Genomic DNA, 14,076 nt, shown 5'->3' with positions numbered 1-14,076 from the left:
CAGCATGACAAGGTTCAAAAAGGTCTTCTGGATTGGCGGCGGGCTCGCCGCGCTGGGTGCGCTTGCCGCGTACGCGGTGATCAACGAGCTGAAGACTTCCCGATGGCAATCGGCCCTGTGGCGCGACTTTTCCAAGGGTGCGGGCTACACCGTCGAAGCGGGCGCCAGCGACGCGATCCGTTTTCCCCAAACCGGGCCGTACGACGAGCGGATGGGTTATCACGATCTTCCCCACTTCATCGAGCGCCTCCAGCCCGAGGGCTACGTCATCACCCGCCAGGCGCGCATGTCGCCGCGGCTGATCGAGTTGCAGGAGAGCGGGCTTTTTATCCCGTATCGCGAGAAAAACCAGGCCGGCCTGACGGTGCGCGATTGCCGCAATACGGCGATGCTGCACACACGAGTGCCCCAGCGCGCCTACGAGCGTTTCGAAGAGGTGCCGCCGCTTCTGGTCAGCGCCCTCCTGTTCGTGGAAGACCGCCACCTGCTCGATGCGCAGCCGGCGCAGCGCAACCCCGCGCTGGACCCGGAGCGCTTTGCCAAGGCGGCCATGGAGCAGGCGCTTCGGGTGATCAACCCCAGCCAGAGCGCGACGGGCGGCAGCACGCTGGCCACCCAGATCGAAAAATACCGCCATTCGCCGAACGGCCGCACCGTCTCGGTTCGCGAAAAGCTGCGCCAGATGATGTCGGCCTCGGTGCGCGCCTACCAGGATGGCGAGGACACCCTGGCGCGGCGCCGCCAGATCGTGGTCGACTACCTGGACACCGTTCCGCTGGCGGCGCGGCCGGGGATGGGCGAGGTGCACGGCCTGGGTGACGGCCTGTGGACGTGGTACGGACGCGATTTCGGCGAAGTGAACCGCCTGCTGGTCGACAACGCAGAGGGAGCGGCGCCCACACCCGAGGCGCTGCAGCGCCAGGCTCAGGCCTTCAAGCAGGCCCTGTCGCTGATGATTGCGCAGCGCCGTCCGTCGCAGCACCTGCTGGGCGACGGCACGGCGCTGGCGCGGCTGACCGACAGCTATCTTCGGCTGATGGCGGAGGCGGGTTTGATTTCCACCGTGCTGCGCGATGCGGCGCTGGCCGTGCCCTTGCACCTGCGGCCCGAACTGCCTGCGGTGCCCCGGCCCGACTTTGTACAGCGCAAGGCCGCGACCGCGCTGCGCACCCACATTTCCACGCTGCTCAACGTGCCACGTGCCTACGATCTGGAGCGCCTCGACATGGAGGCCGAAACCAGCCTGGACAGCCAAGCACAGGCGGTCGCGGCGCGGGTGCTCACCAGTCTGCAGGCGCCCGCCGCGGCCAAGACGGCGGGATTGTTCGGCCACCACCTGCTCGACACGGGCGCCGACCCGGCACCGCTGATCTACAGCTTTACGCTGTTCGAGCGCGGCGCCCACGCCAACCTGCTGCGCGTGCAGGCCGACAACATCGACCAGCCCTTCGACGTGAACCAGGGCGCGCGGCTGGACCTTGGCTCCACCGCCAAGCTGCGCACGCTGGTGAGCTACCTGGAGCTGGTGGCCGAACTGCACGGCCACTGGGGCGAGCTGAGCCCCGCCCAGCTGTCGGCGCTGAAGACCAGCCCGCGGGATCCGCTGGGCGCGTGGGCGCGGCAATACCTGCAGCGCACCAAGGATCGCCGCCTCACGCCCATGCTTGAGGCAGCCATGGAGCGCAAATATTCGGCCAACCCGGGAGAGGCTTTCTTCACCGGCGGCGGGCTGCACCAGTTCGAGAATTTCGAGCGCTCGCGCAACGACGAATTCATCACGGTGCGCGAGGGCTTCAGGCACTCTGTCAACCTGGTGTTCATTCGCCTGATGCGCGACCTGGTGCGGCATCGCATGTTCGGCGGCGCTTCGGACGCCGAGAGCATGCTGCAAGATCCTTTGGACCCGCGCCGGCGCGAACTGCTCGCGCGCTTTGCCGACCGCGAAGGCTCGGCCTTCCTGATCCGCTTCTATCGAAAATACAAGCGCCTGCAGCCGGCGGAGGCCGAGGCGCTGCTGATGCGCGGCCTCCGGCCCTCGGCACCGCGCCTGGCAAGCGTGCTGTTCACCATCGACCCCGAGGCCAGCGATGCCCGGCTCGACGAGCTGCTCATCCAGCGCACGGGCCGCGCCGCCGGATCGCCGCGTGCATTGCGGGCGCTGCGCACCACCTATTCCGGCTTGTCGCTTGCCGATCGCGGTTACGTGGCGCGCGTGCATCCGCTCGAGCTGTGGCTGGTCGGCTATTTGCGGCGCCACCCGGGCGCCACGTTGACCGAGGTGGTGAACGCGAGTGCGAGCGAACGCCAGGAGGTCTACGCCTGGCTCTTCAAGACGCGCCACAAGAGCGCGCAGGACAAGCGTCTGCGCGAGCTGGTCGAGATCGATGCCTTCGCGGAAATCCATCGCTCGTGGCAACGGCTGGGCTATCCGTTCGAATCGCTGACGCCTTCGTACGCAAGCGCCATCGGTGCCTCGGGCGACCGGCCGCGTGCCTTGGCCGAGTTGATGGGCATCATCGCCAACGACGGCGTGCGGCGGCCGACGCAGCGTGTCGGTGCCCTGCACTTTGCGCGCGAAACGCCCTACGAAACGCGCCTGGAGCAACGCAGCATGCGGGACGAACGGGTGCTGCCGAGCGAGGTGGCCGCATCGGTGCGCCGCGCGCTTGTCGACGTGGTGCAACACGGCACCGCACGGCGCCTGAAGGGCTCGCTGGTGGACACAAACGGCCACGCGATCGAAATTGGCGGCAAAACCGGCACGGGCGACCACCGCTACGGCCACGGCAGCGGAAAGGCGGAACGCAAGATCAGCCGCTCGGCCACTTTCGTCTTCATGATCGGCGACCGCTACTTCGGCACCATCATGGCCTACGTGAAGGAGCCCTATGCCGCCCGCTACCGCTTCACGAGCGCGCTGCCGACCCAGTTGTTGAAGTCGCTGGGGCCGCAGGTGCTGCCGGTGCTGGAGCGCAGCGGGTGCGGTGGCGATTGATTGATTGATCGACTGATTGATGCAAATCCGCGAACTCGCCACCGGCCTGCAGTTTCCCGAAGGGCCGGTCGCCATGGACGACGGCTCCGTGCTCCTGGTCGAGATTGCCCGCGGCACGCTCACGCGCGTACGGCACGACGGCCTGGTGCAGGTGGTGGCCGACCTGGGCGGCGGGCCGAACGGAGCGGCCATGGGACCTGACGGCGCGGTGTATGTGTGCAACAACGGCGGCTTTCGCTGGCACACCGAAGCCGACGGCTGCCACCGGCCGGTGGGCCAGGCGGATGACTATTCGGGCGGGCGCATCGAGCGTGTGAACCTGGCCACAGGCCGCGCCGAGCGGCTCTGCGACACCGCCGACGGCGGCGCGCTGCGCGGGCCGAACGACATTGTGTTCGACGCGCAAGGCGGCTTCTATTTCACCGACCTGGGTAAGACGCGCGAGCGCGACATGGACCGCGGCGGCGTGTTCTACGGCCATAGCGACGGCAGCGGTGCGCATGCGATTGCACGGCCGGTGATGACGCCCAACGGCATCGCGCTGTCGCCCGACGGCCGAACGCTCTATTACGCCGAAACCGAAGGCGCGCGGCTCTGGGCTTTCGACATCACCGCGCCGGGGCGCGTGCGCAAGGAAGGCTGGCCTTCGCCGCACGGCGGGCGCATGCTTTGCGCGTCGCCGGGCGGGCACTACCAGCGCTTCGACTCGATGGCGGCGGACGCGCTGGGCAACCTGTGCGTGGCTACGCTGCTGCACGGCGGCATCACCATCGTCGCGCCTGACGGCAGCACGTTCGAACACGTTCCGCTGCCTGACCGCTACACCACCAACATCTGCTTTGGCGGGCGCGACATGCGAACGGCCTACATCACGCTGTCGGGCAGTGGGCGGCTGATTGCCATCGATGACTGGCCTACGCCCGGGCTTCGGTTGAATTTTCAGGCTTGAAGAACGCGTGCGGTGTGCCGCGCAATCACCGCCTCTTCGTCGGTCTTGAAAACCCAGGCGCTGACAGGACTCTGCGGCGTGGTCAGCCGCGTCGCGCCGGCTGCATTGGCGGCCGCATCGACGTCCAGCCCGAGCCAACCGCACGCTGCAAGGATGCGCTCACGAAGCGACGTGGCGTTCTCGCCGATACCACCCGTGAACACGATGGCATCGACGCCGCGCAGCGCGGCAGCCAAGCTGCCGACGTGCTGCACCACCTGCTCGACAAAATGCGTGACGGCTTCCGCTGCGGCGGGCTGCTTCGAGGCTTCGAGCTCGCGCATGTCGCTCGATACGCCTGAAAGTCCCAGCAGGCCCGACTCGCGGAACAACAGCTTCTCGACTTCGTCCGTCGACATGCCGCGCGAGCGCATGAGGTACAGCACCACGGCTGCGTCGAGCCGGCCGCAGCGTGTGCCCATGGTGAGGCCGTCGAGCGGTGAGAAGCTCATGGTCGTCGCCACCGATCGGCCCTCTGCCATGGCGCACATGGAAGCGCCGTTGCCAAGGTGCGCGACGATCACGCGTTGCCGCGCGAGCTGCGGCGCAAGCTGCGCGAACTGCGCCACGATCGATTCGTAGGACAAGCCATGAAAGCCGTAGCGCCGCACGCCCGCGTCGTGCAATGCGCGAGGCAACGCGAAGCGGCGGTTCACCTCGGGCTGCACCGCATGAAAGGCAGTGTCGAAGCACAGCACCTGCGGCACGCAGCCAAAGGCCTGCATGGCGGCGCGCACGCCGGCAATGTTGTGCGGCTGGTGCAGGGGCGCGAGTGGCTCGAGCGCCTTCAGCGCATCCAGCACTGCATCGTCGGCGCGCACCGGCTCGATGAAGTTCACGCCGCCATGCACGATGCGGTGTCCGACCGCGGCAATGCGGCCGCCGCCGCCCTGCCGCGCATGCCAGTCGAGCAGCGCGGCCAGCGCGCCCTGATGCGAGCGCTGTTCGCCTTGCAGTACGGCATCGTGCAGCCTGTTGCCCTTCGCGTCGTGCACACGAAGCCGCGCCTCGAGCCCCGCGCCAAGACCATCGGCCTGGCCCGACCATCGCGCGGTGGGCAGCGCGCCGCCGTTGTTGTCGCCGCTGGCCACATCGAACAGCGCAACCTTGATCGACGACGATCCGGCGTTGAGCGTGAGCAGCGGCAGCAGCGAATCGGCCATGGCCTACTTTAAACCGCCCCGCAGAGACCCCGCGCCACGCACGCCCCGGGAAACTGGAACAATGCAGCCACCATGGACGGCCTCGATCTCATCAAAACATTCCGCGAAGTGGCGTTCCGGCGCAGCTTCTCCCGCGCAGCCATCTCGCTCGGCATGTCCAAAGCCACCGTCAGCCGCTACGTGGCCGAGCTGGAGGAGCGCAGCGGCGTGCGCCTGCTCAACCGCTCCACACGCTCGCTGAGCCTCACGGACGCCGGGCAGGTGCTGCTCGACCGCAGCGCCGAGCTGGTGAACATGGCGGAGGCCACGCTGAACGACCTGCAGGCCCATGCCTCGCATCCGCGCGGACGGCTGCGCATGAGCGCGCCGCACGGCCTGATTGCGGGCTGGCTCTCCGATGTGATCGCAGAGTTCATCAAGCTCTATCCCGACGTGTACGTGAGCCTGGTGTTCACGAACAGCGAGATCGACCTGATCGAGGAAGGCATCGACATCCACCTGACGGGCGGGCGCATTGACGACATGAACCTGATCGTGCGGCGGCTGGTGCCATTCGACATGGTGGTCTGCGCGAGCCCGGCCTACTGGGCCCGGCGCGGCATTCCCAGGGTGCCGGAAGACCTGGCTCGCCACGACGTGCTGAGCTATTCGGCCAAGCCCACCACGCACCTGCCCTTCGAGACCGACGGCAAGGCGATCGACGTGCCCGTGCACAGCCGCCTGGAGGCCAACGACGCAGTCGCGCTCATCGAGCTGGCGCTGCGCGGAGCGGGCGTGGCCTACGTGCCGGAGCCGCTCGCACAATCGCACCTGGAGCGCGGCGCGCTGGTGCCGGTGCTGCGCGAGCACATGCCGCACGACCACTGGCTTTATGCCGCCTACTCGCAGCGCCGCCACAACAGCGCGGCCATGCGCACGATGCTGGATTTTCTCGAGCAGTCGATGGGGCCGGCCGGCGAGCCGCCGGTGTTTCCGCCAATGACGCCCGTGGAAGCGGCCGTGTGTACTCTTTCGAGGGCACCCGAGGTTGTGCGGGTCGCCACCGCAAAGGCGGATCGGACGGACAGGCTGCTGCCCCAGTCCTGAGGATTGCCGCCCGATGCGGGCGGCCGGGTCGTGTTGCAATCGCAAGTTTTCAAACGTGCAGGCAACCGACGCATGACGAACACTTCTTCTTCTCCTCCCTCTCTCCTGATTCGCCCGCCGACGCGTGACGACTTCGCAGCATGGAAGCCGCTCTGGGACGGCTACAACGCCTTCTACAAGCGCGAGGGTCCCACCGCACTCCCCGACGAGATCACGCAGGTCACCTGGCAGCGCTTCTTCGATGCCTATGAGCCGGTTCATGCGCTGGTGGCCGAGCGCGACGGCCAGCTGGTGGGGCTGACGCACTACCTCTTTCATCGCAGCACCACGCGCATCGAGCCGACCTGCTACCTGCAGGATCTGTTCACGCTGCCTTCGGAACGCGGCCGAGGCGTGGGACGCCAGTTGATCGAAGGTGTGTGCGCGCACGTCAAGGGCGTGGGCGGGCAGCGGGTGTACTGGCAGACGCACGTTACCAACGCCGCCGGGCGCAGGCTCTACGACAAGGTCGCCGCGCATGAGGGCTTCATCGTGTACGGCACCTTCGCCTGACCGCTCGCACGGCTGGCGGCAATAAACGAAGTTGCCGCACGGGGCCTCAGGGAATCTACGGATATATGAATCCCTGGATGGGGTTGATTGCACACCGTTTTTGTATACAAATAACGCACCCGATAACCGGCGCGGCGTTTGCGTTGGAAAACGGTCCCTCAATTCACACCATTCGCACGAGGAAAGACCATGAGCACAGTCGTCAGCCCGACCCCCGCGGGCACCAGCGAAGCCGGCCATGCGCCGCATACCGAATCCAATGCGGTGATCAAGCCCGGCTATCACCCGCGGCTGACCAACGAAGACCTGGCCCCGCTCAAGAAGCAGACCTGGGGCCAATACAACATCTTTGCGTTCTGGATGTCCGACGTGCACAGCGTGGGCGGCTACATCACGGCCGGCAGCCTGTTCGCGCTGGGCCTGTCGAGCTGGCAGGTGCTGGTGTCGCTGCTCGTGGGCATCGTCATCGTCCAGTTCTTCTGCAACCTGGTGGCCAAGCCGAGCCAGGTGACGGGCGTGCCCTACCCGGTGGTGTGCCGCGCCTCGTTCGGCGTGCTGGGCGCCAACATTCCGGCCATCATCCGCGGGCTGATCGCGGTGGCCTGGTACGGCGTGCAAACCTATCTCGCATCGGCCGCCTTCATGGTGCTGGCGCTGCACATGTTCCCGAACCTCGCGCCCTATGCCGACGTGGCGCAGCACGGCTTCGCGGGCTTGTCGACGCTGGGCTGGGTGGCGTTCATGATCATGTGGGTGCTGCAGGCCTTCGTGTTCTGGCACGGCATGGAAGCGATTCGCAAGTTCATCGACTGGGCGGGCCCGGCCGTGTACGTGGTGATGGCCATTCTTTGCGGCTGGCTGGTGTGGAAGGCGGGCTGGAGCAACATCGACCTGAACCTGGGCGGCATCAAGTTCCAGGGTTGGGACGCGCTGCCCGTGATGCTCTCGGCCATTGCGCTGGTGGTGAGCTACTTCAGCGGCCCGATGCTCAACTTTGGGGACTTCTCGCGCTACGGCAAGAGCTTCGATGCGGTGAAGAAGGGCAACTTCTGGGGCCTGCCGATCAACTTCGTCTTCTTCTCGCTCTTGACCGTGATCACCACGGCCGCCACGCTGCCGGTGTTTGGCGAACTCATCACCGATCCGGTGCACACCGTGGGCAAGATCGACAGCACCACCGCCGTGGTGCTGGGCGCGCTGACCTTCATGATCGCGACCATCGGCATCAACATCGTCGCCAACTTCGTCTCGCCGGCCTTCGACTTCTCGAACGTGGCGCCGCAGCACATCAGCTGGCGCACGGGCGGCATGATCGCCGCGGTGGGCTCGGTGTTTCTCACCCCGTGGAACCTCTACAACAGCCCCGAGGTCATCCACTACACGCTGGACGTGCTGGGTTCGTTCATCGGCCCTCTGTTCGGCATCTTGATTGCCGACTACTACTTCGTGCGCAAGCAGCGCATCGATGTGGATGCGCTCTACTCCATGAGCCCAAAGGGCGAATACTGGTACAGCGGCGGCTACAACCCGAAGGCGATCCAGGCGCTGATCCCTTCCGCGCTGGTGCCGATTCTTTGCGTGATGGTGCCGGCTTTGCGTGGTGGCGCGAACTATGCATGGTTCATCGGCATGGGTCTTGGCTTCGTGCTCTACGTGCTGCTGAACCGCAACAACAAGACTTGAACTACTGAAAGAGAAGGACCGCGCCGTGCGCATCAAGATCATCAATCCCAACACCACCTGGAGCATGACCGAGAAGATCGGTGCCTGCGCCCGCGCGGTTGCGCAGCCCGGCACCGAGATCGTCGCGGTCAGCCCCGCCATGGGGCCGGTCTCCATCGAGAGCCACTACGACGAGGCGCTGGCCGTACCCGGCCTGTTGCGGGAGATTGCGGCCGGCGAGCGCGAGGGCATCGATGGCTACGTGATCGCCTGCTTTGGCGACCCGGGCCTGAAGGCCGCCCGCGAACTCGCGCGCGGCCCGGTGGTGGGCATTGCAGAAGCCGCGATGCACATGGCCAGCATGGTGGGCAGCCGCTTCAGCGTGGTCACCACGCTGGGCCGCACCATGGGCCAGGCCTGGCACCTGGCCGAGATCTACGGCATGGAGCGCTTCTGCGCCAACGTGCGCGCCTGCGAGCTGCCAGTGCTTGAACTCGAGGAGCCCGGCTCCAATGCGCGCGAACGCATCGTGGGCGAATGCCGGCGCGCGCTCGACGAAGACGGCTCCGATTGCATCGTGCTCGGCTGCGCCGGCATGACCGACTTGTGCGAGCACATCGCCGGCCTGCTCAATGTGCCGGTGATCGACGGCGTGGCGGCGGCCACCAAGCTCATCGAGTCGCTGGTCGCGCTGAAGCTGCAGACCAGCAAGCGCGGCGAGTTGGCGCATCCGTTGCCCAAGCGCATGACGGGTGCGCTCGAAGGCTTTACCCTGGCCGCACGCTAGGGGCGGCACGGGGGTCGGCGGCCAGCCCGCTGAGCCACAATCTCCGCATGCCTCGCGCCAAATCCCCTGCCTCTCCCGCCTCCCCTATTGCCACCGCCGCTTCTGCCGAGAACGGCGCGGCTGCCACCGACAAGAGCAGTTCCATCGAGAGCATTGCGCAGGACATTGCCACCGCCATCGTCGAGAAGCGCCTGCCGCCCGGCACCTGGCTGCGCGAGGAAGCGCTGGGCCGCGTCTATTCGGTGAGCCGCACCAAGATCCGCGCGGCCCTGCTCATGCTGTCGAAAGACAAGCTCATCGAGATGATTCCCGACAAGGGCGCGTTCGTCTGCCAGCCGACGGTGCAGGAGGCGCGCGAGGTGTTCGCGGTGCGCCGCATCCTCGAAAGCGAAGTGGTGCGCCTGTTCATCGCCAATGCGCGGCCGCGCGACTACCAAGTGCTGGAGCAGCACATCCGATTCGAGCGCACCGCGCTACGCCAGACCACCACCACGGGCACCGTGCGCGAGAAAGTGCTGGGCGATTTTCACGTGGCACTGGCCGAGGCCACGGGCAACAAGACGCTGGCCGAACTGGTGCGCGAACTGGTGGCGCGCAGCTCGCTCATCGCCATGCTGTACCACTCGTCGAACGACCCGCACTGCTCATCGGACGAGCACTCGGAGTTTCTGCGCATCTGCCGCAAGGGCGACGCGGAAGGCGCGGTGGCCTGCATGATCGATCACCTGGAGCGCATCGAGGCCAGTCTCGAACTGGGCACCGAAAAGCCTGACCGGCAACTCGACCTGGTGAAGGCCCTGCTCGCCTGACCGGGCGCGGCGATGCGGGTTTTCCTGCATCCAGCTTTGCGCCATAAATTGTATACAGTTTGGCGTACACATACTGTGGACGCCACGGACATCCGCGCCGTACCACGCACGTTCCCCTTGCCGCGCCAGGAGACACACGATGACGGCCGAAACCTATTCCCCAGTTCAGACAGTCCATCCGGTGGACCAGCGCCTGCCTTCGGGCAAGCTCGCGGCCCTGGGCCTGCAGCATGTGCTGGTGATGTATGCGGGCGCCGTGGCGGTGCCGCTGATCGTCGGCCGCGCGCTCAAGCTCTCGCCCGACGAGGTGGCGCTGCTGATCTCGGCGGATCTGTTCTGCTGCGGCATTGCCACGCTGATCCAGGCGCTGGGCGCCACGCAGTGGTTCGGCATCAAGCTGCCGGTGATGATGGGCGTCACCTTCGCATCGGTCGCGCCCATGGTGGCCATTGCCAATGCCAACCCCGGGCAGAACGGCGCGCAGCTGCTGTTCGGCGCCATCATCGGTGCGGGCATCGTGTCGATACTGATCGCCCCACTGGTGAGCCGCATGCTGCGCTTTTTTCCGCCGGTGGTCACGGGCACCATCATCGCGGTGATCGGCATCAGCCTGATGCGCGTGGGCATCAACTGGATCTTCGGCAATCCCGTGGGCCCGACGGCGCCGGCGCTGGTCGATCCGGTTTATGCGAAGTGGTTGGCCGAGGTGACCTCGCCGGGCAGCTCGATTCCCGCAGTGCCCAAGGGTTTCGCCATCATGCCGACGGTGCCCAACCCCAAGTACGCAGACCTTTCGGGCTTCGGCGTAGCGGCGCTGGTACTGGTGTCCATCCTGCTGATCGTCAAGTACGCCAAGGGCTTCATCGCCAACATCTCGGTGCTGCTGGGCATCGTGATCGGCGCGGTGGTGGCCTCGGCGACAGGGCTCATGACCTACGAGAAGGTCGGCAAGGCGGCCTGGGTGGACGTGGTGCTGCCGTTCCACTTCGGCATGCCGCAGTTCGACCCGATCCTCATTCTTACGATGACGCTGATCATGATCGTGGTGATGATCGAATCGACCGGCATGTTTCTCGCGGTCGGCGAGATGACCGATCGCAAGATCGGCCAGAAGGACCTCGCGCGCGGGCTGCGCACCGACGGCCTGGGCACGCTGATCGGCGGCATCTTCAACACCTTTCCGTACACCAGCTTTTCGCAGAACGTGGGCCTGGTGGCCGTCACGGGCATCAAGAGCCGCTATGTCTGCGTGGCGGGGGGCGTGATCCTGGTCGTGCTCGGGCTGCTGCCCAAGATGGCCGCGCTGATCGAGTCACTGCCCACCGTGGTGCTGGGCGGCGCGGGCCTGGTGATGTTCGGCATGGTGGCCGCCACGGGCATCCGCATTCTTTCGGGCGTGGACTTCAAGGGCAACCGGCACAACGCGATGATCGTCGCGGTGTCGATCGGCATCGGCATGATTCCGCTCATCGCACCCAACTTCAAGCAGTGGATGCCGCATGCGATCCACTCGCTGGTCGAGTCGGGCATTCTGCTGGCATCGATCAGCGCGGTGCTGCTGAACCTGTTCCTCAATGGTGCGAAGCACGACGAGCAGGCCGTGATCGACGCGGCCAAGCAGGCCGAGGCGCACTAGAAGCCCGTCAGATCATCGCCAGCGGCGTCTTGCGCCGAGGCGGCGGATAGAGACGTTCGAGTTCGGCGAGCGTGGCCGTATCGAGCTTCAGGGAAGCGGCGGCAAGGTTCTCCTGAAGGTGCGCGCTGCGCACCGCCTTCGGAATCGCAACCACGCCGGGCCGAGAAATTACCGCTGCCAGCGCAAGCTGCGCGGCGGTCACGCCGAGCTGGCCCGCCAGCGCTCCCAGTGCATCGTCCCCTGCCAGTGCGCCCTGATCGATGGGGCTGTAGGCCATCAACGGCATGCCGTGTTCGCGCAGCCACGGCAGCAGACTGAATTCGGGCCCGCGTTCGCCCAGAGACAAATACACCTGGTTGGCCGCGCAACCGGGTCCGTCGCCGATGACATGCGCCAGCTCTTCCATGTCGTCGATGTCGAAATTGCTCACGCCCCAATGACCGATGCGCCCCTTGGCCATCAGCGCCTGCAGCGCATCGACCGTTTCGCGCAGCGGATGGCTGCCGCGCCAGTGCAGCAGGTAGAGGTCGATCGTATCGAGCCCGAGGCGCTTCAGGCTGCGCTCGCAAGCCTCGGGCGTGCCGCGCCGGCTCGCGTTGTGCGGATAGACCTTGCTGACGATGAAGAGCTCGTCGCGCCGCACGTCCCCCGCGCGCAGGGCTTCGGCCAATGCCTGGCCCAGCACCGTTTCAGCCCCGCCCTCGCCGTACATCTCGGCGGTGTCGATCAGCCGGTAACCCATGGCAATGGCTTCGCGCACGGCGGCCACTTCGGCCTTGCGGTGGTTGGCCGCCTCGCCCATGCGCCAGGTGCCGAGACCCAGGACCGGAATTTCGCTCGAGCGGGAAAGAGGCAATGTTCTCATCGGGCAAATCCTAACGGGAGACCGGGAGATGCCCCCGAAACCCGCCCGCACTCGCCAGCGGAAAGTTGTTACCCAAGGAAAAAGTTCGGTGCGCAGGCATGTGATGCGGGCGATCACGCGCGTGGGGGGCGGAGTCCTACAGATGCAGGGCCGCAAACTTTCGCAAAGTGAAGCAAGGCATGGGTGCCGCCGGAGGAACGAACGAACGGCTGGACTTTCCGCATGCCTTCAACCGACGAGGAGATTCTTATGCACACGATCAAGGATGTCATGAGCCGGGACGTGCAGGTCATCAGTCCCGACGCAACGATTGCGGAAGCCGCGCGCTGCATGCGCGATGGCGACTTCGGCATGATGCCGGTGGGCGAGAACGATCGGATGATCGGTTCCATTTCGGACCGGGACATTGCCATTCGAGCGGTGGCTGAAGGCCGTGGCGGCGAAGCCAAGGTGCGCGACGTGATGTCGGAGCACATCCGCTGGGCCTATGAAGACGAGCCGGTGGCACGCGCTGCCGCGATCATGGGCGAGTACCAGATCAGGCGCCTGCCGATCGTCAACCGGGACAAGCGGCTGGTGGGCATCGTGGCGCTAGGCGACATTGCCGTGAAGGAACGCCAACCGGCGCCCGTGGCCGAAGCGCTCTGCGAGATTTCAGAGCCCGCCTGAAAAAAGAGCCGCCGTCGGCCAAATTCCTACAGTGCTTCGGCATCTCGCTGACACAAGGAAAGAGACCGGCGGCGCAATCTGTTTTTTCGGATGTGGTGCGCTCCTCTGGGCCCCGACGGTGCTTTTGTGAAACTTGGAGAGCACGACGCAAGGATCCCCAGACAAGCCGGCGGACCCGCCCAATGAGCTTGGCTCGTGGGCAAAAGCGCATGGCATGAAAAGCGCGCCACATCCCCCCAATGCAAACGCACGAACGAATGGCCGATGTCCTCTGGATGAGGCACGGTCGAAAGGATTCCCCATGAGCAAAACCTTACTCGATGGCGCAAAGGTCGCCATTCTCGTGGCCGATGGCTTCGAGCAGTCGGAGATGACGGAACCCCGCAAGGCCCTCGAGGCTGTGGGCGCCGTCACCAAGATCGTCTCGCCGAAGAACAACACGGTGCGCGGCTGGAAGCATCACAAAACGGCCGACGAGTTCAACGTCGACATACCGCTTTCGCAGGCGGCCGCCCATGAGTTCGATGCGCTGCTGCTGCCCGGCGGCGTGATGAACCCTGATGCGCTGCGCATCGACGAGGAGGCCGTCACCTTCGTTCGCGACTTCTTCAAGGCCGGCAAGCCCGTCGCCGCCATCTGCCACGGACCGTGGACGCTGATCGAGGCCGGGGCCGTCCAAGGCCGCACGCTGACGTCGTGGCCGTCTTTGCGCACCGACCTGACCAATGCCGGCGCCAGGTGGGTCGACAGCGAAGTCGTGGTCGACGGCAACCTGATCACGAGCCGCAAGCCGCAAGACCTGCTTGCCTTTGATCGTGAGATGGTCAGGCTGTTTGCAGGGGCGCTCGCTCATGCTTGAGCGAG

12 protein-coding genes are annotated in these 14,076 nt (G+C 66.0%); 10 read left to right on the top strand and 2 right to left on the bottom strand.

Annotated features, from left to right (window positions below; translation table 11 throughout):
• Positions 1 to 4: 4 nt before the first annotated feature.
• Complete coding sequence (locus ASC78_RS16520; RefSeq protein WP_055803192.1) at positions 5 to 2,995, top strand: transglycosylase domain-containing protein; 2,991 nt, start codon at positions 5 to 7, stop codon at positions 2,993 to 2,995.
• 19 nt (positions 2,996 to 3,014) lie between these two features.
• Entirely contained in the window at positions 3,015 to 3,944 is a 930-nt protein-coding gene (locus ASC78_RS16515; RefSeq protein ID WP_055803190.1) for an SMP-30/gluconolactonase/LRE family protein, read from the top strand.
• On the opposite strand, the gene ASC78_RS16510 is transcribed toward ASC78_RS16515, so the two are convergent.
• The gene (locus ASC78_RS16510) at positions 3,935 to 5,146 is read right to left on the bottom strand and encodes an acetate/propionate family kinase (protein ID WP_055803186.1); all 1,212 of its coding nucleotides are present in this window, start codon (positions 5,144 to 5,146) and stop codon (positions 3,935 to 3,937) included. The two genes, ASC78_RS16515 and ASC78_RS16510, sit on opposite strands and share 10 nt — an antisense overlap.
• Before the next feature lie 72 nt (positions 5,147 to 5,218).
• Between ASC78_RS16510 and ASC78_RS16505 the strand changes: the two genes are divergently transcribed.
• The 6 genes from ASC78_RS16505 (at position 5,219) to ASC78_RS16480 (ending at position 11,678) form a co-directional block, all read left to right on the top strand.
• Positions 5,219 to 6,232 carry a LysR family transcriptional regulator gene (locus ASC78_RS16505; RefSeq protein WP_055803183.1) on the top strand — a complete coding sequence of 338 codons (1,014 nt, stop codon included), beginning with the start codon at positions 5,219 to 5,221 and terminating at the stop codon, positions 6,230 to 6,232.
• A 72-nt stretch (positions 6,233 to 6,304) separates the two neighbouring features.
• Complete coding sequence (locus tag ASC78_RS16500; RefSeq protein ID WP_055803179.1) at positions 6,305 to 6,784, top strand: GNAT family N-acetyltransferase; 480 nt, start codon at positions 6,305 to 6,307, stop codon at positions 6,782 to 6,784.
• A 189-nt stretch (positions 6,785 to 6,973) separates the two neighbouring features.
• On the top strand, positions 6,974 to 8,467 hold the full coding sequence (locus ASC78_RS16495) for an NCS1 family nucleobase:cation symporter-1 (RefSeq protein WP_055803177.1): 1,494 nt from the start codon (positions 6,974 to 6,976) through the stop codon (positions 8,465 to 8,467).
• 25 nt (positions 8,468 to 8,492) lie between these two features.
• The gene (locus tag ASC78_RS16490) at positions 8,493 to 9,233 is read left to right on the top strand and encodes an aspartate/glutamate racemase family protein (protein ID WP_055803174.1); all 741 of its coding nucleotides are present in this window, start codon (positions 8,493 to 8,495) and stop codon (positions 9,231 to 9,233) included.
• 47 nt (positions 9,234 to 9,280) lie between these two features.
• Positions 9,281 to 10,042, top strand: a complete 762-nt coding sequence (locus ASC78_RS16485) for a GntR family transcriptional regulator (RefSeq protein ID WP_055803170.1) — start codon at positions 9,281 to 9,283, stop codon at positions 10,040 to 10,042.
• A 139-nt stretch (positions 10,043 to 10,181) separates the two neighbouring features.
• Complete coding sequence (locus tag ASC78_RS16480) at positions 10,182 to 11,678, top strand: nucleobase:cation symporter-2 family protein (protein ID WP_055803168.1); 1,497 nt, start codon at positions 10,182 to 10,184, stop codon at positions 11,676 to 11,678.
• Between the two features lie 7 nt (positions 11,679 to 11,685).
• Here ASC78_RS16480 and ASC78_RS16475 read toward each other — a convergent pair whose 3' ends face one another.
• Positions 11,686 to 12,543: an aldo/keto reductase gene (locus ASC78_RS16475; RefSeq protein WP_055803165.1), complete on the bottom strand. Its 858-nt coding sequence runs from the start codon at positions 12,541 to 12,543 to the stop codon at positions 11,686 to 11,688.
• Positions 12,544 to 12,792: 249 nt separating this feature from the next.
• Between ASC78_RS16475 and ASC78_RS16470 the strand changes: the two genes are divergently transcribed.
• Positions 12,793 to 13,212 carry a CBS domain-containing protein gene (locus ASC78_RS16470; RefSeq protein WP_055803162.1) on the top strand — a complete coding sequence of 140 codons (420 nt, stop codon included), beginning with the start codon at positions 12,793 to 12,795 and terminating at the stop codon, positions 13,210 to 13,212.
• A 301-nt stretch (positions 13,213 to 13,513) separates the two neighbouring features.
• The gene (locus ASC78_RS16465; protein WP_055803161.1) at positions 13,514 to 14,071 is read left to right on the top strand and encodes a type 1 glutamine amidotransferase domain-containing protein; all 558 of its coding nucleotides are present in this window, start codon (positions 13,514 to 13,516) and stop codon (positions 14,069 to 14,071) included.
• Positions 14,072 to 14,076: the final 5 nt, after the last annotated feature.

The sequence above is a fragment of the Variovorax sp. Root318D1 genome, from assembly GCF_001424835.1.
Classification (GTDB): Bacteria; Pseudomonadota; Gammaproteobacteria; order Burkholderiales; family Burkholderiaceae_C; genus Variovorax.
The sequence above is the reverse complement of the archived record's forward strand: the minus strand, read 5'-3'. Positions and strand labels throughout refer to the sequence as shown.